Source organism: Agromyces excoecariae, assembly GCF_051715505.1.
Lineage (GTDB): Bacteria > Actinomycetota > Actinomycetes > Actinomycetales > Microbacteriaceae > Agromyces.
Window position 1 is genome coordinate 212,314 of sequence record NZ_JBPSLA010000014.1, and the last position, 23,475, is coordinate 235,788.

The 23,475-nt window shown below is 68.7% G+C and carries 23 protein-coding genes and 1 pseudogene; 11 read left to right on the top strand and 13 right to left on the bottom strand.

Translation table 11 applies throughout. The features are described from left to right. Positions 1–18 precede the first annotated feature (18 nt). A complete protein-coding gene (locus tag ACSJD1_RS14375) occupies positions 19–1,164 on the top strand; it encodes an alkaline phosphatase family protein (RefSeq protein ID WP_438855963.1) in 1,146 nt (381 codons plus the stop codon). Positions 1,165–1,230: 66 nt separating this feature from the next. On the opposite strand, the gene ACSJD1_RS14380 is transcribed toward ACSJD1_RS14375, so the two are convergent. Next, positions 1,231–1,812: a DUF3043 domain-containing protein gene (locus ACSJD1_RS14380; protein ID WP_438855964.1), complete on the bottom strand. Its 582-nt coding sequence runs from the start codon at positions 1,810–1,812 to the stop codon at positions 1,231–1,233. Between the two features lie 42 nt (positions 1,813–1,854). On the opposite strand from ACSJD1_RS14380, the gene ACSJD1_RS14385 reads away from it, so the two are divergent. The 5 genes from ACSJD1_RS14385 to ACSJD1_RS14405 all read left to right on the top strand — a co-directional run bounded on the left by ACSJD1_RS14385 (position 1,855) and on the right by ACSJD1_RS14405 (position 7,027). Next, entirely contained in the window at positions 1,855–3,300 is a 1,446-nt protein-coding gene (locus tag ACSJD1_RS14385; RefSeq protein WP_438855965.1) for a dipeptidase, read from the top strand. A gap of 119 nt (positions 3,301–3,419) precedes the next feature. After that, complete coding sequence (gene erpA / locus ACSJD1_RS14390) at positions 3,420–3,770, top strand: iron-sulfur cluster insertion protein ErpA (RefSeq protein ID WP_438855966.1); 351 nt, start codon at positions 3,420–3,422, stop codon at positions 3,768–3,770. 198 nt (positions 3,771–3,968) lie between these two features. Beyond that, a complete protein-coding gene (gene ctaC / locus ACSJD1_RS14395) occupies positions 3,969–4,871 on the top strand; it encodes an aa3-type cytochrome oxidase subunit II (RefSeq protein ID WP_438855967.1) in 903 nt (300 codons plus the stop codon). Then, entirely contained in the window at positions 4,868–6,604 is a 1,737-nt protein-coding gene (gene ctaD, locus ACSJD1_RS14400; RefSeq protein ID WP_438855968.1) for an aa3-type cytochrome oxidase subunit I, read from the top strand. The genes ctaC and ctaD overlap by 4 nt, the downstream gene beginning before the upstream one ends. Next, positions 6,605–7,027 (top strand): cytochrome c oxidase subunit 4, encoded by a 423-nt coding sequence (locus ACSJD1_RS14405; protein WP_438855969.1) that lies wholly within the window; start codon positions 6,605–6,607, stop codon positions 7,025–7,027. Positions 7,028–7,059: 32 nt separating this feature from the next. Here the strand turns inward: ACSJD1_RS14405 and ACSJD1_RS14410 are convergent, their stop codons facing one another. The 7 genes and pseudogenes from ACSJD1_RS14410 to ctaE all read right to left on the bottom strand — a co-directional run bounded on the left by ACSJD1_RS14410 (position 7,060) and on the right by ctaE (position 12,873). Next, positions 7,060–7,737, bottom strand: coding sequence for a class I SAM-dependent methyltransferase (locus ACSJD1_RS14410; RefSeq protein WP_438855970.1), 678 nt, complete (start codon positions 7,735–7,737; stop codon positions 7,060–7,062). A gap of 52 nt (positions 7,738–7,789) precedes the next feature. Further along, the gene (locus ACSJD1_RS14415) at positions 7,790–8,479 is read right to left on the bottom strand and encodes a methyltransferase domain-containing protein (protein WP_438856044.1); all 690 of its coding nucleotides are present in this window, start codon (positions 8,477–8,479) and stop codon (positions 7,790–7,792) included. Positions 8,480–8,524: 45 nt separating this feature from the next. Beyond that, positions 8,525–8,650: pseudogene (locus ACSJD1_RS14420) on the bottom strand (putative RNA methyltransferase); the annotation flags it as partial. Between the two features lie 32 nt (positions 8,651–8,682). Then, positions 8,683–10,287, bottom strand: coding sequence for a cytochrome bc1 complex cytochrome b subunit (gene qcrB, locus ACSJD1_RS14425; protein ID WP_438855971.1), 1,605 nt, complete (start codon positions 10,285–10,287; stop codon positions 8,683–8,685). Then, positions 10,284–11,360: a cytochrome bc1 complex Rieske iron-sulfur subunit gene (gene qcrA / locus ACSJD1_RS14430; RefSeq protein ID WP_438855972.1), complete on the bottom strand. Its 1,077-nt coding sequence runs from the start codon at positions 11,358–11,360 to the stop codon at positions 10,284–10,286. Before qcrA ends, qcrB begins: the two co-directional genes overlap by 4 nt. A gap of 32 nt (positions 11,361–11,392) precedes the next feature. After that, entirely contained in the window at positions 11,393–12,184 is a 792-nt protein-coding gene (qcrC, locus tag ACSJD1_RS14435) for a cytochrome bc1 complex diheme cytochrome c subunit (RefSeq protein ID WP_155051251.1), read from the bottom strand. Between the two features lie 50 nt (positions 12,185–12,234). Beyond that, positions 12,235–12,873, bottom strand: coding sequence for an aa3-type cytochrome oxidase subunit III (ctaE, locus tag ACSJD1_RS14440; protein WP_438855973.1), 639 nt, complete (start codon positions 12,871–12,873; stop codon positions 12,235–12,237). Positions 12,874–13,003: 130 nt separating this feature from the next. Here ctaE and trpD point away from each other — a divergent pair, with 130 nt between their 5' ends. Further along, a complete protein-coding gene (trpD, locus tag ACSJD1_RS14445; protein WP_438855974.1) occupies positions 13,004–14,056 on the top strand; it encodes an anthranilate phosphoribosyltransferase in 1,053 nt (350 codons plus the stop codon). Positions 14,057–14,110: 54 nt separating this feature from the next. On the opposite strand, the gene glpK is transcribed toward trpD, so the two are convergent. Further along, the gene (gene glpK, locus ACSJD1_RS14450) at positions 14,111–15,625 is read right to left on the bottom strand and encodes a glycerol kinase GlpK (protein ID WP_438855975.1); all 1,515 of its coding nucleotides are present in this window, start codon (positions 15,623–15,625) and stop codon (positions 14,111–14,113) included. Positions 15,626–15,738: 113 nt separating this feature from the next. After that, positions 15,739–16,512 carry an MIP/aquaporin family protein gene (locus ACSJD1_RS14455; protein WP_438855976.1) on the bottom strand — a complete coding sequence of 258 codons (774 nt, stop codon included), beginning with the start codon at positions 16,510–16,512 and terminating at the stop codon, positions 15,739–15,741. Between the two features lie 220 nt (positions 16,513–16,732). On the opposite strand from ACSJD1_RS14455, the gene dhaK reads away from it, so the two are divergent. The 4 genes from dhaK to ACSJD1_RS14475 all read left to right on the top strand — a co-directional run bounded on the left by dhaK (position 16,733) and on the right by ACSJD1_RS14475 (position 19,577). Continuing rightward, on the top strand, positions 16,733–17,734 hold the full coding sequence (dhaK, locus tag ACSJD1_RS14460) for a dihydroxyacetone kinase subunit DhaK (RefSeq protein WP_438855977.1): 1,002 nt from the start codon (positions 16,733–16,735) through the stop codon (positions 17,732–17,734). 11 nt (positions 17,735–17,745) lie between these two features. Continuing rightward, a complete protein-coding gene (dhaL, locus tag ACSJD1_RS14465; RefSeq protein WP_438855978.1) occupies positions 17,746–18,393 on the top strand; it encodes a dihydroxyacetone kinase subunit DhaL in 648 nt (215 codons plus the stop codon). A gap of 1 nt (position 18,394) precedes the next feature. Then, on the top strand, positions 18,395–19,108 hold the full coding sequence (gene dhaM / locus ACSJD1_RS14470; protein ID WP_438856045.1) for a dihydroxyacetone kinase phosphoryl donor subunit DhaM: 714 nt from the start codon (positions 18,395–18,397) through the stop codon (positions 19,106–19,108). 139 nt (positions 19,109–19,247) lie between these two features. Next, a complete protein-coding gene (locus tag ACSJD1_RS14475; RefSeq protein ID WP_438855979.1) occupies positions 19,248–19,577 on the top strand; it encodes a hypothetical protein in 330 nt (109 codons plus the stop codon). 409 nt (positions 19,578–19,986) lie between these two features. On the opposite strand, the gene ACSJD1_RS14480 is transcribed toward ACSJD1_RS14475, so the two are convergent. The 3 genes from ACSJD1_RS14480 to ACSJD1_RS14490 all read right to left on the bottom strand — a co-directional run bounded on the left by ACSJD1_RS14480 (position 19,987) and on the right by ACSJD1_RS14490 (position 23,470). Further along, positions 19,987–20,430, bottom strand: a complete 444-nt coding sequence (locus ACSJD1_RS14480) for an iron chaperone (protein ID WP_438855980.1) — start codon at positions 20,428–20,430, stop codon at positions 19,987–19,989. Between the two features lie 163 nt (positions 20,431–20,593). Further along, positions 20,594–22,978 carry an ATP-binding cassette domain-containing protein gene (locus tag ACSJD1_RS14485; RefSeq protein WP_438855981.1) on the bottom strand — a complete coding sequence of 795 codons (2,385 nt, stop codon included), beginning with the start codon at positions 22,976–22,978 and terminating at the stop codon, positions 20,594–20,596. Positions 22,979–23,059: 81 nt separating this feature from the next. Further along, the gene (locus ACSJD1_RS14490; protein ID WP_438855982.1) at positions 23,060–23,470 is read right to left on the bottom strand and encodes a VOC family protein; all 411 of its coding nucleotides are present in this window, start codon (positions 23,468–23,470) and stop codon (positions 23,060–23,062) included. Between the last annotated feature and the right edge of the window lie 5 nt (positions 23,471–23,475).

Genomic DNA, 23,475 nt, shown 5'->3' on the forward strand with positions numbered 1-23,475 from the left:
TGTGCCAGACTGGGCGCGATGCCAGCAATGCTACCGGTGCCCGCCGACGGAGCCCCGCGGCTCACCGGGGTGCTGCCCGCCGCCCTCGCCTCGATCGGCGGGGGTGCCGGCGCCTTCGACCTTCCACGGGTCGAATCGGCGGTGGTCGTGCTGGTCGACGGGCTCGGGGTCGCCAACCTGCGCGCCCGTGCCGGCCACGCGCGCTTCCTCGCCGGCATGACCGCCAGGCGCGACGTGATCCGCACGGTGTTCCCCTCGACGACGGCCGCGGCCATCGCGAGCTTCGCGACCGGCCTCATGCCGGGCGCGCACGGCCTCATGGGCTATCGAGTCCCCGACCGCGCCAACGACCGCGTCGTGAACCAGCTGAGCGGATGGGACGACCGGATGGTCCCCGAGGCGTGGCAGCCGCACGACACCGTGTTCGACCGCGCGGGGGAGCGGGGCGTGCGTGCGATCGCGATCGGCGGCACCCGCTACGCCACCTCGGGCTTCACCCGGGCGGTGCTGCGCGGAGCGGAGTACCGGGCGGGAGCCAGGATCCCCGACCGCTTCGCCGAGGCCCTCCGCGTGCTCGCCGAGGGGCCGGCGCTCGTCTACGTCTACGTCTCGGAACTCGACCAGGTCGCGCACGCGCACGGCTGGGAATCCGACCGGTGGATCGCGGCGCTCGAGACCCTCGATGCAGAGGTGGCCGACTTCGAACGACGGATGCCGCAGTCCACGGGACTGCTCGTCACCGCCGACCACGGAGTGCTCGACGTGCCGCCGCACCGGCACGTCTTCGTCGACGCGGTGCCGGGCCTGCTCGACGGCGTGCGCCATGTCGCCGGCGAGCCCCGCTGCCTCGGCCTCGTCCTGGAGCGCGATCTCGACGGGGACGCCCGCGCCGCCGTCGCCGATCGTTGGCGGGAGGCCGAGGGGGATCGCGCGTGGGTCCTCACCCGCGACGAGGCGATCGCCGCGGGCCTCTACGGCGATGTCGAGCCGGGCAACGTCGACCGCATCGCCGACGTGCTCGTGGCGGCCCGATCGGGCGTCGCGTACTACGACCGGCGCGAGCCGGATCGCCGCGGCGAGGAGATGGTCGGCCAGCACGGCTCGCTCACCGACGAGGAGACGCGGATCCCGCTCATCCGCCTCGGCGCCTACCGCCGCGACTGACGCGGCCCGACCGACGAGAACGACGGATGCCACGGCGCGAGGCCGCGGCATCCGTCGTCGCAGTCGTCAGCTCGGGTACTGGCCGCGCTTGACCTGCGGCTTCGGCAGGCGGAGCGGGCGCAGCTGCAGGGCGCGCATCGCGGCGTACCAGCGGAAGCGCTCGACCTTGGTCGCGCCGAACTTCGCGGCGAGCTTCCGCTGCAGGGTGAAGCCGAGGATGATCACGTCGACCACCGAGATCAGGAAGAAGCCCCAGAGGGCGAAGATGCCGATGGTCTGGACCTGGTAGCTCGGAACGAACGTGAGCACGATCACGGCGAACATGACCGGGATGAGGATCTCGCCGATGCTGAAGCGCGCATCGACGTAGTCGCGCACGTACCGCTTCTGCGGACCGCGGTCGCGGGCGGGCAGGTACCGCTCGTCGCCGGCGGCCATGCCGAGGCGGGCGCGCTCTCGGGCCTCGGCGGCCTTGGTGCGCGCCTGCCGGGCGGCCTCCTTGCGGTCGTTCGGCACGAGCGGGCGCTTGTTCGCGGCCTCGCGCTCGGCGCGGGTCGGGGTGGGTGCGCCCTTGCCGACCCTGGGCGTCGCGGATGCGGCGTCGTCGGGTGCGGAGGCGGGCGTCTCGGTCTTGGGGTGCTTGGCCACGGGGGAGTCCTCGTCGAATCGGTTCCTCTTAAGATTAGCCGCATGAGCCAGACTCGCCCCGACCCTTCCCCGAGCGCCACCGCCACCGAGCCGACCGACCCGTCGCAGGTGGTGGAGAGACTTCGCGATGCGGTGGAGGCGGGCTTCCCGTCGACCGTCGCCGACCTGACGGATCTCGTTCGGATCCCCTCGGTCTCATGGGGGGCGTTCGATCCCGAGCACGTCGCGCGGAGCGCGGAGGCGGTCGCCGGACTCGTCCGGGGCCTCGGCGTGTTCGACGTGGTCGACATCCGGCGTGCGCCGGTCGACGACGGCGACGAGCTCGGCCAGCCCGCGGTGGTGGCCCGCCGCGTCGCCCGGAACGGCCGGCCGACCGTCCTGCTCTACGCGCACCACGACGTCCAGCCGCCCGGCCGCGACGAGGACTGGGAGTCGACGCCCTTCGAGCCGACTCTCCGCGGCGACCGTCTCTACGGCCGCGGCGCCGCCGACGACAAGGCCGGCGTCATGGCCCACGTGGCCGCGATCCGCGCGCTGGTCGATGTGCTCGGCCCGGACCTCGACCTCGGCATCGCCCTCTTCATCGAGGGGGAGGAGGAATTCGGCTCGCGCTCGTTCTCGGCGTTCCTCCGCGAGAACCGCGAGCTGCTCGAGGCCGACGCGATCGTGGTCGCCGACTCGAACAACTGGGACGTCGACACGCCGGCCCTGACCGTCGCGCTCCGCGGCAACGTGACCTTCCGGCTCACGATCTCGACGCTCGATCACGCGTCGCACTCGGGCATGTTCGGCGGCGCCGTCCCCGACGCGATGCTCGCCGCGGTACGGCTCCTCGGAACCCTGCACGACGAGGATGGTGCGGTCGCCGTCGCCGGGCTGTCGTCCGCCGACCTCGAGACTCCGCCGTACGACGAGGCCCAGCTGCGCGCCGAGACGGGCCTCCTCGACGGAGTCGCGCCCATCGGCCGGGGCACGATCCTCTCGCGCATCTGGGCCCAGCCCTCGATCACGATCACCGGGATCGATGCGCCGACGGTGGCGAACGCCTCGAACACGCTCATCCCACGCGTCGCGGTCCGGATCAGCGCCCGCATCGCGCCGGGGCAGGACGCCGCGGAGGCGCTCGAGGCGCTCCGCGCGCACGTGCGCGCCAACGCGCCGTTCGGGGCCCACGTCGAGATCGACGACATCGACACCGGCCAGCCGTTCCTCGTCGACACCTCGGGCTGGGCGGTCGCCGAGGCCAAGTCCGCCATGGCCGAGGCATGGGGTGTCGAGCCCGTCGACATCGGCGTCGGCGGCTCGATCCCGTTCATCGCCGAACTCGTCGAGGAGTTCCCGCGGGCGCAGATCCTCGTCACGGGCGTCGAAGATCCCGATTCCCGTGCGCACAGTCCGAACGAGTCCCTCCATCTGGGCGTGTTCCGGCGCGCGGTGCTCACCGAGGCGGCGTTGCTCGCACGCCTTCAGGCCCGCGCGGGGGAGTAGGGTTCCGACGCCGCCGCGGGCGGCCGCGACCGGACCACTGGCAGGGGGATGCGACCTCAGGGCCAACGCGCATGCTGCGCGGGTACAATCGGCGTGACCGATCTTCATCGAGGAGCGATATGAGCGACACGATCACCGACGCCGTCCACGGCGTGAAGCTGAGCGATCCGGCTGCCGACAAGGTGCGCAGTCTCCTGACGCAGGAGGGGCGCGACGACCTTCGCCTGCGCGTGGCCGTCCAGCCCGGCGGATGCTCCGGCCTCATCTACCAGCTGTACTTCGACGAGCGCCTGCTCGACGGCGACGCGGTCGTGGACTTCGAGGGCGTCGAGGTCGTCGTCGACAAGATGAGCGTCCCCTACCTCGACGGCTCGACGATCGACTTCGAGGACACGATCCAGAAGCAGGGCTTCACGATCGACAACCCGAACGCGCAGGGCAGCTGCGCCTGCGGCGACTCGTTCCACTAGACGCACGCGACCACGCGACGAGGGAGACCGCCACGGCGGTCTCCCTCGTCGCGTTTCCCGCCGTCGGAGCGCACTTTCGATACACATCCGGCTGAAAGCGCGCTGATGGTGCACGAGCGGGCCCTCGACTCGGAGTAGGCTAGGGCTGATCAATGCGCTTCGCTGAGAAGCGCCTTCGAATCTCCCGAAAGGTCACCGGTGCGCCACAATCGCCGTCTCCGATGGGCTGCTGTTCCGATCGCAGCGACGCTCAGCCTCGTCCTCGCCGGATGCACGCAGGCTCAGCTGAACGGATTCCTCCCCGGCTTCGTCGAGGGCGAGGAGCCCGTGACGAACCACACCGAGCGGGTCTCGGGACTGTGGGTCACGTCGTGGATCGTGCTGCTGGTGGTCGGCGTGGTGACCTGGGGTCTCACGATCTGGGCCGTCGTCGCCTACCGTCGGCGCAAGGGCCAGACCGGCCTCCCGGTGCAGCTCCGCTACAACATGCCGATCGAGGTGTTCTACACCGTCGTCCCGCTGATCCTGGTGCTCGGGTTCTTCGCCTTCACCGCCCGCGACCAGCAGGTGATCGAGGCGCGATTCGCGGAGGACGACATCGACGTGAAGATCGAGGCCATCGCGAAGCAGTGGGCGTGGGACTTCAATTACGTCAATGAAGACGTCTACAGCGCGGGGATCCAGGCGCAGCTCGACGACGAGGGCCCCGCCGGCTCGGTCAAGCAGGACGAGCTGCCCACGCTGGTCCTCCCGGTCGGCGCCAACGTCGAGATCGCCCTCGAGTCGCGCGACGTGATCCACTCCTTCTGGGTCGTCGACTTCCTCTACAAGAAGGACATGTTCCCCGGCAAGACGAATTACATGTCGTTCGTCCCGGAGCGCGAGGGCACGTACGCCGGCAAGTGCGCCGAGCTCTGCGGCGAGTACCACTCGCTCATGCTGTTCAACGTCGAGGTGGTCTCGCAGGCCGAATACGACGACTACATCGAGGAGCTCCGCGACTCCGGCAACGAGGGCCAGCTCTCGACCGAGTACGACCGGAACCAGAACCTGCCCGGCACGGGCGAGCCCGAGAAGATTGAGGAGCACGCAGGCGAATGAGCACCACCACCGCAGCGGCGCGCCCCACGGCATCCTCGCAGCCGTTCGGCGCAGCGAAGGTCGAGCGCAAGGGGAACGTCCTCGTCAAGTGGATCACCTCCACCGACCACAAGGTCATCGGGTACCTCTACCTGATCACCTCGTTCATCTACTTCTGCATCGGCGGCGTGATGGCCCTCATCATCCGCGCGCAGCTCTTCGAGCCCGGCCTCGAGGTCATCCAGACCCGTGAGCAGTACAACCAGCTGTTCACCATGCACGGCACGATCATGCTGCTGATGTTCGCGACCCCGCTGTTCGCGGGCTTCGCGAACGTGCTGATGCCGCTCCAGATCGGCGCGCCCGACGTCGCCTTCCCGCGCCTGAACGCGTTCGCCTACTGGGCGTTCAACTTCGGCTCGCTGATGGCCGTCGCCGGATTCTTCACGCCGCAGGGAGCCGCGTCGTTCGGCTGGTTCGCCTACCAGCCGCTCGCGTCGACGACGTTCTCGCCAGGCGTCGGCGGCAACCTCTGGATGCTCGGCCTCGGCCTGTCCGGCTTCGGCACGATCCTCGGCGCGGTCAACTTCATCACGACGATCGTCACCATGCGCGCTCCCGGCATGACGATGTTCCGGATGCCGATCTTCACCTGGAACACGCTCGTGACGTCGATCCTCGTGCTGATGGCCTTCCCGGTCCTCGCCGCCGCGCTCCTCGCGGCCGCCGCCGACCGCGTGTTCAACGCGCACATCTACGACCCCGAGAACGGGGGAGTGATCCTGTGGCAGCACCTCTTCTGGTTCTTCGGCCACCCCGAGGTCTACATCATCGCCCTGCCGTTCTTCGGCATCGTGTCCGAGATCTTCCCGGTCTTCAGCCGCAAGCCGATCTTCGGGTACAAGACCCTGATCTACGCCACGATCGCGATCGCGGCGCTCTCGGTCACCGTGTGGGCGCACCACATGTACGTCACCGGTTCGGTCCTCCTGCCGTGGTTCGCGCTCATGACGATGCTCATCGCCGTACCCACCGGCGTGAAGATCTTCAACTGGATCGGCACGATGTGGCGCGGCTCGATCACGTTCGAAACGCCACTGATCTGGTCGCTCGGCTTCCTGATCACGTTCGTCTTCGGCGGTCTCACGGGCGTCATCCTGGCTTCGCCTCCGCTCGACTTCCACGTGTCCGACACGTATTTCGTCGTCGCGCACTTCCACTACGTCGTCTTCGGAACCGTCGTCTTCGCGATGTTCGCCGGCTTCTACTTCTGGTGGCCGAAGTGGACCGGCAAGATGCTGAACGAGACCCTGGGCAAGTGGCACTTCTGGCTGCTGTTCATCGGCTTCCACACGACGTTCCTCATCCAGCACTGGCTGGGCGTGGTCGCGATGCCGCGTCGGTACTACTCGTACCTGCCCGAGGACAACATCACCTGGATGAACCAGCTGTCGACGATCGGAGCGTTCATCCTCGCGATCTCGCTCATCCCGTTCTTCCTGAACGTCTACATCACCGCGCGTCGGGCGCCCAAGGTGACCGTCAACGACCCCTGGGGCTACGGCGGATCGCTGGAGTGGGCGACGAGCTGCCCGCCGCCGCGGCACAACTTCACGTCGATCCCGCGCATTCGCTCGGAGCGTCCGGCATTCGACCTGAACCACCCCGAGGCGGGCATCCCGGTCGGCATCGGCCCAGCCAAGGACGCGCCGCACGCCCCCGTCATCGACGCAGAGACCAAGGAAGTCAAGTAGATGCGCGCCAATGTCATCCTGTTCTGGGTCCTGACCGGCTTCTTCGCCCTCTCGGCAGCGGTCTACATCTTCTGGACGGCGATCGACCAGCGTGAGCCCGGAGTCGAGTGGGTCGGCCTTGTGGCCATCTCGCTCAGTGCTGTGCTGAGCGCCTTCATCGCGTTCTACCTCGGACGCGTGCACAAGGAGCAGGGCGGGGAACTCCCCGAGGACCGACTCGACGCGAACATCGACGACGGCGACGCTGAGCTCGGCTTCTTCAGCCCGTGGAGCTGGTGGCCGGTCCTCCTGGCGGCTTCGGCGGCGCTCGTCTTCCTCGGACTCGCGGTCGGCGTCTGGATCTCCTTCCTGGCGATCGGCCCGGCGCTCGTCAGCCTCGTCGGCTGGGTCTACGAGTACTACCGGGGCAACTTCGCCCGCTGATTGAGTCGCGGATTTCTCCGACGTCCCCGGTGCTACGGCACCGGGGACGTCGTCGTCTCGGTCCGGTGCGCTCTCGCAATGCGCCAGGTGCCGGCACGCACGACGTCGTCGATGGTGAAGCCCGCGGAACGGAGCGCGTCGTACATCACCGCGGGGGAGTGCACGTACCCGCGATACTCGCGGCGACGAACGCGCATCGCCGCGTTGACGGCTACGGTGAGCAGCCGACTGGTCCAGGTTCGGGGCGGATGGCTGAACACGACGGAACGGCGTGCGTGGGCCGCCGATGCAGTGAGCAGCGCGTCAGCGTCGGGATAGCAGCACACCACTCGGTGCAGGACGACGTGGTCCGCCACCGGCACCCTGCCCCCGTCGGTCGCGAGGTCGAGGCCGACGACACGGCGAACGTGCCCACGCATTCCCGCCTCGTCGATGAGCGCGTTCGCTGTCGGCTCGTACGCGCTGGACAGCTCGAGGTTCGTCGTGTCGGCAGCGCCCTGACGGAGAAGCTCGAGCTGGATCGCGCCGATCCCTCCACCCACCTCGAGGACCGACGTGCCGGCGACCTCGCCTGCTGCGACGCATTCGGCGACGCGGCGCTCCGGCCGCGTCAGGCCGCGCCGACGGTATCGGCGTGCGAGATCGCCCGCGAACCGGACGTCGAACACCTCGTCGTATCGTGCCCGGCCTCGACCGCAGCAGTCGTCCATGCGCCCAGTATGCACCCCATGTGCGCCCGTCCGGTGCGGGCAACGGTCACGGTCAGGTGCCGTCGACGGCGAACGAGAGGACGTCGACCGAGACCGTGATCGAACGTCTCGTCGCGGTCGCGGTCGCGGCCTCGGTCGAGCCGAGCTCAGCCGCATGGCGCGCCGACGGGCCCATGCCGACGAGATTCGCCTGCAGCGCGGCATCCGCCTGGATGACGTACTCGACGCGCCGCGCGGCTGACTGGGCGAATCCGGCCGGCCGCAGCTGCTCGGAGACCGTGGTGGCCTTCTCGGCGGGGATGTCGAGCATCTCGCCGGATGCGCGGAGCTCCCCGAGGTGCACTGCGGTCGGCACGACGACGATGAGCCGACCCCCGGAACGGATGATCCGCCGGAACTCGGCGGGGTTACGCGGCGCGAACACGTTGAGGATCACGTCGGCCGTGGAATCCCGGATCGGGAGTGGGCGCCAGATGTCGACGACGATGCCGCTCGCGCTCGCAACGGCCCTGAGCGCCATCCGCACTGCATCCGGCGAACGATCAGCGAGCAGGAACTCTGCGTCCGGAACCGCATCCCCGAGCCGCGTCGAGTAGTATCCCGTGCCGCATCCGAGGTCGGCGATGCGAAGCCGATGCTCCGGCTCGCGGTTCGGTCCGTCTGCCGTCGCGAGGGCGACGACCGCATCCGCGATCGGGGAGAACGTCCCCGCGGCGAGCAACTCGGCCCTCGCGGTCAGCATGGTGCGATCATCGCCGACGGTGCGCGGCGCCTTCGGCGGAAGCAGTGTCAGATAGCCGTGCCTCGAGCGATCGAACCGATGCCCGTGCTCGCAACCGAAGGTGCCCTCATCGACGGGGTCGAGTGCGGAGAAGCAGTTCGGGCACCGGAGCCAGGTCGAATCGATCGACATGGTCCGGTGCCCGAACTCAGTTGGTGCGGCGATCAGTGGTGATCGTGGTGCGCGGCCTCGAGCTCGCCCTTGGTGACGGGAGCGATTCGGTCCTCGAAGAACCAGCGCGACATGCCGGCGCGCAGACGCTGGCCGACCGTGATCTTGCCCCGCGCGTTGGGACGGATCATCAGGGGCTCGTACGAGTCGTAGCTCACGAGCTTCCAGCGGTCGTACTCGTCGAGCGGCTGGTGCACCTCGATGAACTCGCCGCCGGGCAGCTTCACGATGCGTCCGGACTCGTAGCCGTGGAGCACGATCTCGCGATCCTTCTTCTGCAGGGCGATGCTGACGCGCTTCGCGACGAAGTATGCGACGATCGGGCCGAGGAAGAGGAGCGCCTGGAGCGAGTGGATCACGCCCTCCATCGTCAGCTTGAAGTGCGTGGCGATGATGTCGGAGCTCGCGGCCGCCCAGAGCACGGCGTAGAAGGTCACGCCGGCGGCGCCGATCGCGGTGCGCGTCGGGTTGTTGCGCGGACGGTCCACGATGTGGTGCTCGCGCTTGTCGCCAGTGACCCACGCCTCGATGAACGGGTAGATCAGCACCGTCGCGATGAACAGGCCGAGCCCGATCAAGGGGACGAGGATGTTGAACGACCAGGTGCGGTCGAACAGCACGAACTCCCAGCCCGGCGGGATCAGGCGCAGCGCGCCATCCGCGAAGCCGATGTACCAGTCGGGCTGGGTACCCGCGGAGACGGGCGACGGGTCGTACGGGCCGTAGTTCCAGATCGGGTTGATCGTGAACAGCGAGGCGATGAGCGCCAGCACGCCGAACACCAGGAAGAAGAATCCACCGGCCTTGGCCGCGTAGATCGGGAGGATCGGCGGGCCGACCGCGTTCTGCTGGGTGCGACCGGGCGCGGCGTACTGCGTGTGCTTGTGCACGACCACGAACATCAGGTGCAGCGCGATGAGCGCGAGGAGGATCACCGGAAGCAGCAGGATGTGCAGCGAATACAGTCGTCCGACGATCGCGGTGCCCGGGAACTCGCCCCCGAAGAGCAGGAACGAGGTCCACGTGCCGATGAGGGGAATGCCCTTGATCATGCCGTCGATGATCCGTAGGCCGTTGCCCGAGAGCAGGTCGTCGGGGAGCGAGTAGCCGGTGAAGCCCTCGCCCATCGCGAGGATGAACATCACGAAGCCGATGACCCAGTTGAGCTCGCGCGGCTTGCGGAATGCACCCGTGAAGAAGATGCGCAGCATGTGCAGCCCGATGGCGGCGACGAACATCAGCGCAGCCCAGTGGTGCATCTGACGGACGAAGAGCCCGCCGCGGATATCGAACGAGATGTCGAGGGTGGAGGCCATGGCCACCGACATCTCGACGCCCTTGAGCGGCACGTACGACCCGTCGTACTCGACCTCGGCCATCGAGGCCTGGAAGAAGAACGTCAGGAAGGTACCGGTGATCAGGATGACGAGGAAGCTGAAGAGCGCGACCTCGCCCAGGAGGAAGGACCAGTGGTCGGGGAACGCCTTGCGACCGAGTTCCTTAACGAACGTCGAGACGCTCGTCCGCTCATCGATGTAGTTCGAGGCGGCCGCGGTGAAGGTACGACGCTGCGGCTCGCGTGTGGTTGCGGTGCTCAATGACGCTCCCAGAAGCTCGGGCCCACGGGTTCGGTGAAATCGCTCTGCGCGACGAGGTAGCCCTCGTCGTCGACCATGATCGGCAGCTGCGGCAGCGGCCGGGCGGCCGGGCCGAAGATGACCTCGCAGTGGTTGGCCACGTCGAACTGCGACTGATGGCACGGGCAGAGCAGGTGGTGCGTGTGCTGCTCGTAGAGGGCCACGGGGCAGCCGACGTGCGTGCAGATCTTCGAGTAGGCGACGATGCCGTCATACGACCACGACGCACGGTCCGGGAGCTCGTTGAGCTCGTCGGGGTTGAGGCGCATCAGCAGAACCGCGGCCTTGGCCTTCTCTTCGAGCTTGCCGTGATGCAGTTCGCTGAGCCCCTCGGGGATCACGTGGAAGGCGCTGCCGATGGTGACGTCGGCGGCCTTGATCGGAACACCGGACGGGTCGAGCGTGAGCCGCGTTCCCGCCTTCCACATCGTGTGGCTGAGGAGTTCGACCGGGTTCTCGTCCTGCGGAGCGAGGCCGCGGAACAGGACGACCGCGGGGAGCGGGAAGACGAGGAGCGCGCCGATGAGGCTGTTGCGGATGACCGCGCGGCGCGTGAAGCCGGACTCCCGATCGGCATCCTGGAAGACCTTGACCGCACCCTCGCGGGCGACCTGGTTGCCGCCGACCTTGTGGCGCTCGTCGGCGATCTCCACATCGGTCATGACCGCCTTCGCCCAGTGCACGGCACCGAAGCCGATGCCGAGCAGGGCGAGCGCCGCGCCGAGGCCGATGAACAGGTTGTTCAGCCGGACGTCGCCGACGTCGTTGCCCTCCATCGGGAAGAGCATGTACGCCGCGATCGCCCAGATGCTGCCGAGGATCGACAGGTAGAAGAGCGTGTACACCGTGCGCTGTGCACGCTTCTCCTTCTTCGGGTCCTCATCCGTGACGCGCGGACGGTGCGGCGGGAAGCCGGGGTTCTCGAACGCGTCGGACTGGATGAGGGCGGTGCCCGTCTTCACGGCGGGGACGGTCTCGGCGTGCGACGAGTCGGCAGCGGCGAGTTCGGTGCCGCTGTGGTCGTCCTGTGCCATGGTTCTCCTTCTTCGCTACTTCGGTGCGGGCCCTAGTTGGACTTCGCCGTGATCCACACGGTGATCGCGACGATGGCGCCGAGACCGAAGATCCAGATGAACAGACCCTCCGCGACCGGGCCGAGCGAGCCGAGCTCGAATCCGCCGGGCGAACGGTTGTCCTGCACGTACTGCAGGTAGGTGATGATGTCGCGCTTGTCTTCCGGCGAGATGTTCAGGTCGTTGAAGACCGGCATGTTCTGCGGGCCGGTGACCATGGCCTCGTAGATGTGCACGCCCGAGACATCCGTCAGCGGGGGAGCGAACTTGCCCTCGGTGAGCGCACCGCCGGCGCCGGCCACGTTGTGGCACATAGCGCAGTTGATGCGGAAGAGCTCGGCGCCGTTCGCGGCATCGCCGCCGCCGTTGACGAGGCTGTCGGCGGGGATGTCGGGGCCGGGGCCGAGGGAGGCGACGTAGTAGGCGAGCTGCTTGACCTGCTCGTCGGTGAACTGCACTGGCTTCTGCTCGGCCTGCGGCCCCTGCATCTGCATGGGCATGCGACCGGTGCCGACCTGGAAGTCGACGGCGGCGGCTCCGACGCCGATGAGGCTCGGTCCGTCGTTCGTGCCCTGCGCCTCGAGGCCGTGGCAGGTGGCGCAGTTGGCCTGGAAGAGCTTGCCACCCTCCTCGATCGTCTCCTGCGACGTGGGGGAGGGCTCGGCCTGTGCGGTCGTGGTGCTGAAGGCGGCGTACGCGCCTCCGGTGAACACGAGGCCGAGCGCGAGCAGCGCGGCGGTGGCGAGCGGATGCCGGCGGCCGGTGCGTCGCTTCGAGCGGTTCATTGATCTCTTCCTGTTCACGGGCATTGCGGGGTTGGCGCTCCTGGCTCGGACTACTTGAGGACGTAGATGACGAGGAAGAGGCCGATCCAGACCACGTCGACGAAGTGCCAGTAGTACGACACGACGATCGCGCTGGTGGCCTCCTTGTGGCCGAAGTTCTTGACTGCGAACACGCGGCCGATCACGAAGAGGAAGGCGAGGAGTCCGCCGGTGACGTGCAGGGCGTGGAAACCGGTCGTGAGGTAGAAGGCCGAGCCGTAGGCGTTCGAGTCCAGCGCGATGCCCTCGGCGACGAGCTGCGCGTACTCGAGGGACTGGCCGGCGACGAAGATCGCACCCATGACGTAGGTGACGAAGAACCACTCGACCATGCCCCAGTCGCGCAGCTTCCAACTCGTCCGGTACGGCTGCATGCGCTCGGCGGCGAAGACGCCGAACTGGCAGGTGAACGAGGACGCCACGAGGATGAGCGTGTTGACGAGCGCGAACGGCACGTTGAGGCGGCCCGCCTCGAAGTCCCACAGCTCCGGCGACGTCGAACGCAGCGTGAAGTAGATCGCGAAGAGGCCGGCGAAGAACATGACCTCGCTGCCAAGCCACACGATGGTACCGACCGCGACGGTGTTCGGCCGCTTGATCGCAGGCGCACTCGTCTGAAACGTCATTGAGGTGCTCGTCACGTTCACCATTATGGCTGATCCTCGGACGTGTTTTCGGACGGGGCGGGTCCGGATGTCGGACATCATCCACCGCGCGCCGCCGAATCCGCTGGTCGAATCCCGTGAAAACGCCTCGAATCGCGTCGATAGGATCGACTCCATGCCCTCCATGCAGACCTGGCCGGATGTCCTGAACTCGCTCCTCGCGGGCGAGGACCTCAGCGTGTCGGATGCCGCGTGGTGCATGGAACAGGTCATGACGGGCGTCGCGACGGACGCGCAGTTGGCGGCGTTCCTGATCGCCCTGCGCGTGAAGGGGGAGACCGTCGACGAGATCGTCGGCTTCCGCGATGCGATCCTCGAGCACGCCGTGGAGCTGCCGGTCGATGCCATGGCCCTCGACATCGTGGGCACGGGCGGTGATCGCTTCGGCACGGTCAACGTCTCGACCATGGCCTCAGTCGTCTGCGCGGCGGCCGGCGTTCCGGTGGTCAAGCACGGCAACAAGGCGGCGAGTTCCGCATCGGGCTCGTCCGACGTGCTCGGGGCCCTCGGCATCGACCTCACGATGCCCGCGCACCGCGTGGCCGAGGTGCTCGACGAGACGGGCATCACCTTCGCCTTCGCCGCGGCCTTCCACCCCGGCTTCAAGCACGCAGGTCCCGTCCGGGCCCAACTCGGGGTTCCGACTGTCTTCAACTTCCTCGGGCCGTTGTGCAACCCGGCCCGGCCCGAGGCGTCCGCGGTCGGCGTCGCCCACCTCGACCGCGTGCCGCTCATCGTCGGCGTGTTCCAGACGCGCGGTGCGACCGCGCTGGTGTTCCGCGGCGACGACGGCCTCGACGAGCTCACGACGACGGGTCACAGCCACATCTGGGAGGTCTCGCGCGGCACGGTCAAAGAGCACGACCTGGACCCGCGCGAGCTGGGCATTCCCCGTGCCGGTATCGACCAGCTCAAGGGAGGGGACGCGCAGCACAACGCGGCCATCGTGCACGAGGTCTTCGCCGGCGCGCGCGGACCGGTCCGCGACATCGTCGTGCTGAACGCGGCCGCCGGCCTCGTGGCGTTCGAGCTCGCGAACGATCCGAGCCAGTTCCAGCGCACGATCCTCGAACGGTTCCACGAGAAGATGGCCGTGGCCGAAGGCGCGATCGACAGCGGAGCGGCCGCGCGCAAGCTCGAGGACTGGGTCGCGGCGACCCGGCGCTGAAACGGCGGACGGGGCCCCGCCGAAGCAGGACCCCGTCCGACGATCGGGCGAAGGTCAGTTGACGTCCTCGTCGACCCAGTCGAAGGTCTTCGTGACGGCCTTCTTCCAGAGGCGGAGTTGCCGGTCGCGCTCGTCGGCGTCCATCTGCGGCTCCCAGCGACGGTCCTCCTGCCAGTTCGAGCGGAGGTCGTCGAGGCCGGACCAGAAGCCGGTCGCGAGTCCGGCGGCATAGGCCGCGCCGAGCGCGGTCGTCTCGGCGACGACCGGGCGTACGACGGGCACGCCGAGGATGTCGGCCTGGAACTGCATCAGGGTGTTGTTGGCGATCATGCCGCCATCGACCTTCAGCTCCGTGAGCTCCACCCCCGAGTCCGCGTTCACCGCGTCGAGCACCTCGCGCGTCTGGAACGCCGTCGCCTCGAGTGCCGCCCGCGCGATGTGCCCCTTGTTCACGTAGCGGGTCAGGCCCACGAGCGCGCCGCGGGCGTCCGGACGCCAGTAGGGGGCGAAGAGCCCCGAGAACGCCGGCACGAAGTACGCGCCGCCGTTGTCCTCGACCGACTTCGCCAGTTCCTCGATTTCCGGCGCGCTCGAGATCATCCCGAGGTTGTCGCGCAGCCACTGCACGAGCGACCCGGTGACCGCGATGGCACCCTCGAGGGCATAGTGCGCGGGCTGGTCGCCCAGCTTGTAGCCGAGCGTGGTGAGCAGCCCGTTCTTCGAGTGGACGATCTCGGTGTCCGTGTTGAAGATCAGGAAGTTGCCCGTGCCGTAGGTGTTCTTCGACTCACCGGCATCGAACGCGGCCTGGCCGAAGGTGGCGGCCTGCTGGTCGCCGAGGATGCCCGCGACCGGCACCTCGCGGAGGAGGCTCGACGACTCGACCGTGCCGTAGACCTCGGAGGAGGACTTGATCTCGGGCATCATCGATCGGGGCACGCCGAAGGCCTCGAGGATGTCATCGCGCCACGAGAGCGATTCGAGGTCCATGAACATCGTGCGGCTCGCGTTGGTGACATCCGTCGCGTGCACGCCGCCGTCGACGCCGCCGGTGAGGTTCCACAGCACCCAGCAGTCGGTGGTGCCGAACAGGAGGTCGCCGGCCTCGGCCTTCTCGCGCGCACCGTCCACGTTCTCGAGGATCCAGACGATCTTGGTGCCCGAGAAGTAGGTCGCGAGCGGCAGGCCGACGTCCTGCTTGAAGCGCTCGACGCCGCCGTCCGCGGCCAGGCGGTCGACGATCGGCTGCGTGCGGGTGTCCTGCCAGACGATCGCGTTGTACACCGGTTCGCCCGTGTTCTTGTCCCAGACCACGGCGGTCTCGCGCTGGTTGGTGATGCCCACGGCCGCGATGTCGTGGCGGGTGAGGTCGGCCTTGCCGAGCGCCTGGCCGATCACCTCGCGGGTGTTCTTCCAGATCTCCTTCGGGTCGTGCTCGACCCAGCCGGCCTTCGGGAAGATCTGCTCGTGCTCGAGCTGCCCGGTCGAGACGATCGACCCCTTGTGGTCGAAGATGATCGCGCGCGTGCTGGTGGTTCCCTGGTCGATCGCCAGGATGTAGTCGGCCATGTCCATGCGTCCTCTCTGTCGCAGTGGTGGATTCGTCCATCCGGCGGGCCACGGGCGAGGTCACGTGGTGCGGACGGACGAGGGGCCGGTCGTGTGACCGGCCCCTCGGATGATCAGCCCAGGAGCGGGAGCGCGACGATCGCGGTCCAGCCCGCGAGCACGCCGCCGATGATCGGACCCACGACGGGGACCCACGAGTAGGACCAGTCGCTGCTGCCCTTGCCCTGGATCGGCAGGATGGCGTGCGCGATGCGCGGCCCGAGGTCGCGGGCCGGGTTGATCGCGTACCCGGTGGGGCCACCGAGCGAGGCGCCGATGCCGATCACCAGCAAGGCGACGGGCAGTGCACCCAGCGCAGCCAGGCCGGAGCCGTCGCCGTTGCGGCCGAAGCCGATCACGACGAAGACCAGCACGAAGGTGCCGATGATCTCGGTCACGAGGTTCCAGGCGTACGAGCGGATGGCCGGGCCCGTCGAGAACACGCCGAGCTTGTTCGCGGCCTGGGGTTCCTCGTCGAAGTGCTGCTTGTAGGCCAGCCAGCAGACGATGGCGCCGAGGATGGCGCCGATCAACTGCGCACCGATGTAGGTGAGCACCGACAGGGCGTTCACCGGCACCGTGGTGCCGAGGGCCGGGTTGCCGAACTCGGTCGCGCCGTTGGCGACGAGTCCGAGGGTGACCGCGGGATTGATGTGCGCGCCCGACGCGTACGCGACGATGACGCCGGCGAAGACCGCGAATCCCCAGCCGATGGTGACCATCAGGAATCCGCCGTTGTAGCCCTTCGTCTTCACGAGGGCGACGTTCGCCACGACTCCGCAACCGAGCAGCACGAGCATCGCCGTGCCGACGAGTTCGGAGAGGAACAGCACTCCGAGATTGTCCACGTTGACCTTCCATCCTTTTCGCCGTGCCCGAGGGCCGCGCCCCAGGGCGGATCAGCGCCCACCCTACTCGCGTGGCCGAGATGCGCGGAAGGGCGCGCGGGAATCACGGGATAGCCCTTTCATCGCCGGGCCTCGCCGGAGTAGTTTTGCGGGGGAGTGCCGCGTCAACGTCGACAGGCGACGGGCCGGGCGGGTGCGGCCGAGGGGAAGGGACGTTTTCGTGAAGAAGATCATCAACGATCCCAAGCGCGTGGTCGACGAGTCAGTCGCAGGCTTCGGCCTCGCGCACGCCGACCTCGTGAGGGTCGAGACGGATCCCATCCACGTCGTGCGCGCCGACGCGCCGGTGGCGGGCAAGGTCGGCCTCGTGTCCGGTGGAGGCAGCGGGCACGAGCCGTTGCACGCGGGCTACGTCGGTCCGGGAATGCTCGACGCCGCCGTGCCCGGCGCGGTGTTCACCTCGCCGACGCCCGATCCGATCCTCGCGGCCACCAAGGCCGTCGACGGTGGCAAGGGCGTGCTCCACATCGTGAAGAACTACACGGGCGACGTGCTGAACTTCGAGACGGCGGCCGACCTCGCCGCCGCCGACGGCATCGAGGTCCGCGCCGTCGTGACCAATGACGACGTCGCGGTGAAGGACTCCCTCTACACGGCGGGGCGCCGCGGCGTCGGCGGCACGGTGCTCGTCGAGAAGATCGCCGGTGCGGCCGCCGATCGCGGCGACAGCCTCGACCAGGTCGCCGAGATCGCCGAGCGCGTGAACGCGAACGTGCGGTCGATGGGCATGGCACTGACGCCGTGCATCGTCCCTCACGCCGGCGAGCCGAGCTTCACCCTCGCGGAGGACGAGGTCGAGATCGGCATCGGCATCCACGGCGAGCCCGGGCGCGAGCGCATCAAGCTCGAGCCCGCGGACGCGATCGTCGACCGGCTGCTCACGCCGATCATCGAGGACCTGCCGTACTCCTCGGGCGATCGGGTGCTCCTGTTCGTCAACGGGATGGGCGGCACCCCGCAGATCGAGCTCTACATCGCCTACCGACGCGCCGCCGAGGTGCTCGCCGAGAAGGGGATCACGATCGAGCGCTCGCTCGTCGGCAACTACATCACCTCGCTCGAGATGCAGGGCTTCTCGATCACGGTCCTGAAGCTCGACGACGAGATGATCGGCCTCTGGGACGCCCCCGTGCACACGGCGGCGCTGCGGTGGGGTCGATAGGGGCGGCCGCGGTGGGATTGGACATCACCTGGGCGGTGGACTGGGTCAGGCGCGGCGCCGAGTCGATGGCGGAGCATCGGATCGAGTTGATCACGCTCGACCGGGAGATCGGCGACGGCGATCACGGGGAGAACATGGACCGCGGCTTCCAGGCCGTGCTGCCCAAGCTCGACGACCTGCCGGCGGGCTCGACTCCGGCCGACGTGTTGAAACTCGTCGCGACGACGTTGATCTCGACGGTCGGCGGTGCCGCGGGGCCGCTCTACGGGACGGCGTTCCTCAGGGGCTCCGGTGCGATCGCCGGCGAGTCCTCGATCGACGCCGCCGGCGTCGCGTCGTTGGTCGAGGCCGCGCGCGACGGCATCGTCTCGCGCGGCAAGGCCGAGTCGGGCGACAAGACCATGGTCGACGCGTGGACGCCCGCGGTCGATGCGGCACGCGCCGCCGCCGACGGCGGTGCGAGCGCCGCCGAGACGCTTCGGGCTGCAGCGGATGCCGCGGCGGCCGGTTCCGACGCGACGATCCCGCTCGTCGCCCGCAAGGGCCGGGCCAGCTACCTGGGCGAGCGGTCGGCCGGCCATCGCGATCCCGGCGCGCAGTCCACCGCATACCTCCTCGAGGCGGCCGCTGCCGCGGCCTCCAACGGGACCAGTGCCTGAGATGTCGGATCGGGAGCGCATCGGGATCGTCGTCGTCTCTCACTCCGAGCAGCTCGCCTCGGGAGTGGTCGAACTGGCGCACCAGATGGCGCCGAACGTCCGCATCGAGCCGGCGGGAGGGACGGACGACGGTCGCATCGGCACGAGCTTCGAGCGCGTGACCGCGGCGATCGGCGCCGCGGACGCCGGGACCGGCGTCGTCGTCCTGTGCGACCTCGGGTCCGCCATCCTGACCGCCGAAACGGCGATGGACTTCCTCGACGACGACCAGCGGGACCGGGTCCGGATCGCCGACGCGCCGCTCGTGGAGGGCGCGGTCGCGGCATCCGTCGCGGCGGAGTCGGGCGATTCGCTCGAGGTGGTCGTGCGTGCGGCCGAATCGGCCGGCGGGGGAGCGTCGGCCCCGGCGGAAGTCGCGGGCGACTCCGCCGGGGCGTCACCCGACGCCGGGGAGACCGGGGCGATCAGCCGCCGGATCACCCTCACCAACTCGGATGGGCTGCACGCGAGGCCGGCGGCGGAACTCGTGAAGCTCGCGAGCACCTTCCCGCAACGCGTGACCGTGAACGGCATCGACGCGAAGAGCCTGCTCGCCATCATGGCGCTGGGGCTCGTCAAAGGCGACGAGGTAGAGATCGCGACGGATGACCCCGGAGGGATGGACGCGGTCGAGGCGCTCGCCGACCTCGCGTCCAGCGGATTCGGCGAGCACTGACCGAGGGGGCGGCTTCAGGGCATGGCTGCCGTCGACGCCGTGCCGACGGCAGCACAGCGCCCCGAATCCGGATATTGGATAGTTTCACTATCCGAATCCGGCTCGCACGGAACGCGACGCCGGGAGTACCATCGGCGCCATGGCACGCGAAGAGGCGGGCCACGGCGACGGGAACGCGTTCACCAGGTTCTTCGACCGGGTGGATCGGGTCATGACCCCAGCGTTCGAGTCGCCGCGGATGGCCCCGGAGGAGCCCGACGACCGCAGTCAGTCGGGGGAGAAGCCGTGTCCGCTCTGCGGACACCCGATGTTCGAGCACCGCATCGACGAATCGACGCCGAACGTCCTGCTCGAATGCCCGACCGATGTCCGCCTGCCGGAACCCGCCGCAAGCGGGCCGCTGAACGAGTTCGGCATGCCGGCCAGCGAGGAACGCGTGGAGAAGCTCAGGCGCCACGAACGCGCCTGATTCGTCCTGCACACAAGGGGAGTGGTCGCCGTCGGCGACCACTCTGGAGGCGCGAGTCGACACGGTGAGGACACCACATCGTGAAGCCGATTCACGATGTTGGTCCGCAGCACTTCATTCGGACATAATGTGCATTATCGGCGCGCGGCTCAGGAGTCACACGAAACCCGCCGAGCGCCCGAATCCGGGGCGCTCGGCGGGGCCTCGGTCAGCCGCGCAAGCCGCGGGATTCGCGTGACAGGTTGAGCGTCACGTCCGACAGGCGACGACGAGGATTCCCATCCACCGACCCGACGTCGCAACCACCATGGCTCGAACCCCATCGGCGAGATCGGGCCCGCATCGGCCGTGAGTCGCGAAATGTGGAGAAGATCCTCCGATGGGCCGCGACCGCCATCGGAGAATCAGCTCAGCCGATCGCGCGGGTCACGAGCTCGATGATGCGCTGCTCCCCCGCCGGAGTCAGCTCGGTGAGCGCGTAGGAGGTCGGCCAGAGCTCGCCATCGTCGAGCGCCGCGTTGTCTTGGAAGCCGAATGTCGCATAGCGCGTCTTGAACTTCAGCGCGGGCTGGAAGAAGCACAGCACCTTGCCGTCCTTCGCCCAGGCGGGCATGCCGTAGTACGTGCGCGGCGCCAGCGTCGGTGCATGTTCGGTGATGAGCTCGTGGAGCCGTTCGGCCATCGCTCGATCGGCACCCTCCAACTCGGCGATCTTCTCGAGCAGGTCGGCCGTGCCGTCCTTCTTCCTGCCGCCGCGCACCTCCCTGGCACGTTCCTTCATCGCCGCGCGTTCCTCATCGGTGAAGCCCTCCGGCTCCTCGTCGCGTGCCGCCGTGCGCTTCGTCTCAGCCATGGTCTCTTCCCTTCGGTTCGGTCGACGCGGGTTCGGTCGATGCTGTCGGTCCAACGGAGGGCACTTCGGTCGCGAGGTCGCGGGCGTAGACCACTCCCCCTGCTTCGTACGCCGAATGCAGGCACATGTCGGCCTCCTCGGGACCGGAATACGGGTGGGGGTATCAGGTGCCGACGTACTCCGCGAGGTGCTCCCCCGTGAGCGTCGCGCGGCTCGCGACGAGGTCGGCGGGTGTTCCCTCGAACACGATGCGCCCGCCGTCGTGCCCGGCGCCCGGCCCGAGGTCGATGATCCAGTCGGCGTGGGCCATGACCGCCTGGTGGTGCTCGATGACGATCACGGTCTTGCCGGCGTCGACGAGACCGTCGAGCAACCGCAGCAGGTTGTCGACGTCGGCGAGGTGGAGGCCGGTCGTCGGCTCGTCGAGCACGTAGACGTCACCCGTCTCCCCCATCGCGATCGCGAGCTTCACGCGCTGGCGCTCCCCGCCCGACAGGGTCGACAACGGCTGCCCGAGGCTCAGGTAGCCGAGCCCGACGTCTTCGAGACGGCCCAGGATCGCGGCCGCGGCCGGGATCTTCGCCTCGCCTGCGGAGAAGAACTCGCGCGCCTTCGCGACCGGCAGGTCGAGCACCTCGGTGATGTCGAGCCCGCCGAGCGTGTACTGGAGCACGCCGGCCTGGAAGCGCTTGCCCCCGCAGTCCTCGCAGGGCGTCTCGATCGAGTCCATGAACCCGAGCTCGGTGACGATGACGCCCGCCCCCTTGCACGTCGGGCACGCGCCCTCGGAGTTCGCGCTGAAGAACGCCGGCTTCACGCCGTTCGCCTTCGCGAAGGCCTTGCGGATCGGCTCGAGGAGGCCGGTGTAGGTCGCCGGGCTGCTGCGTCGCGAACCCTTGATCGCGCCCTGGTCGATCGAGACGATGCCCTCGCGCTGCGAGACGGACCCGTGGATGAGCGAACTCTTCCCCGAGCCCGCGACCCCGGTGACGACCGTGAGCACGCCGAGCGGGATGTCGACGTCGACGTCGACGAGGTTGTTCTCGTCGGCGCCGCGCACCTCGATGGCGCCGGAACCGCGACGCACCTCGGGCTTGATCGACGCCCGGTCCTCGAGGTGCCGCCCCGTGATCGTGTCGCTCGCCTTGAGCTCGTCGACCGAACCCTCGAAGCCGATCTCGCCGCCGTCGCGGCCCGCACCCGGGCCGAGGTCGACGACGTGGTCGGCGATGGCGATCGTCTCCGGCTTGTGCTCCACGACGAGCACGGTGTTGCCCTTGTCGCGGAGTTGCAGCAGGAGCGTGTTCATGCGCTGGATGTCGTGCGGGTGCAGCCCGATGGTCGGTTCGTCGAAGACGTAGGTGACATCCGTCAGCGACGAACCGAGGTGACGCAGCATCTTGATGCGCTGCGCCTCGCCGCCCGAGAGCGTGCCCGACGGCCGCTCGAGGCTGAGGTAGCCGAGCCCGAGCGTGACGAAGGCGTCGAGGTTCGCGCCGAGGGCCTCCAGCAGCGGGCCGGCGTCGGGACGGTCGAGACTCCGGATCCAGGCGGCGAGGTCGGTGACCTGCATCCGGCACGCGTCGGCGATGCTGACCCCGTCGATCGTCGACGACCGGGCCGCCTCGGTCAATCGGGTGCCGTCGCACTCGGGGCAGCGGGCGAAGGTCGCCACGCGCTCGACGAAGGCCCGGATGTGCGGCTGGAGCGCATCGAGGTCCTTCGAGAGCATCGACTTCGTGATCTTGGGGATCAGCCCCTCGTAGGTCATATTGATGTTCTGGATCCGGACCTTCTTCTGCTCGCTGTAGAGCAGCGCGTGGCGTTCCTTCTCCGTGAACTCGGCGATCGGCGTGTCGGGGTCGTAGAACCCGGACTCGGCGAACCCGCGCACCATCCACCCGTCGGCCGTGTACCCGGGGACCATGATGGCGCCCCCGTTCAGCGACTTGGTCTCGTCGATCACCTGCGAGAGGTCGATGTCGGACACGGAGCCGCGACCCTCGCAGCGCGGACACATGCCGCCGAGGTAGACGACGTCGCGCACGATCGTCTTCTCGCCGGTCGCCGACGTCATGACCCCGCTGGCCTTCTGCGTCGGGATGTTGAACGAGAACGCGGTCGGCCCGCCGATGTGCGGCTCGCCCAGCCTGCTGAACAGGATCCGCAGCATCGCGTTCGCGTCGGTCACGGTGCCGACCGTGGAGCGCGGGTTCGCACCGAGCCGCTCCTGGTCGACGATGATCGCGGTCGTGAGTCCGTCGAGCACGTCGACATCGGGGCGCGGCACCGACGGCATGAATCCCTGAACGAACGCGCTGTACGTCTCGTCGATGAGGCGCCGCGACTCGGCGGCGATCGTGTCGAACACCAGCGAGCTCTTGCCGGAGCCGGACACTCCGGTGAACACGGTGAGTCGCCGTTTCGGCAGCTCGACCGAGACATCCTTCAGGTTGTTCTCGCGTGCGCCCTGCACCCGGATCCGGTCGTGCGAGTCGGCCGGCGGCCGGGCGGATGCTCCGGGGTCGACGTTCGGGGTCGTGGTCATCGTGCCTCCATCGGGGTCGGGTCCGATCCAATCACCGCGGCATCGCGAACGCCCGGAGGCGCCGCGAGACCGGCCGACGGGTCACGCGACCTGCTGGATCCGGATCATGTTGCCTGCGGGGTCGCGGAACGCGCAGTCGCGCAGCCCGTACGGCTGGTCGACCGGCTCCTGGACCACCTCGGCGCCCGCCGCCTCGAGCCGCGCGAAGGTCGCGTCGAGTTCGGTCGACGCGAGGTTCACGCCGAAGTAGCTGCCCTTGGCGATGATCTCGAGGAGGGCGTTCCGATCGTCGTCGGTCATGCCCGGGCCGACCCCGGGCGGGTGCAGCACGATCGCCGTGTCGGGCTGGTCGGCGGGGCCGACCGTGATCCAGCGCATGCCCTCGTAGCCGACGTCGTTGCGGACCTCGAAGCCGAGGACGTCGCGATAGAAGGCGAGCGAGGCCTCCGGGTCGAGGTGCGGGAGGAAGCTGGAGTGGATGGTCAGGCTCATGGGGC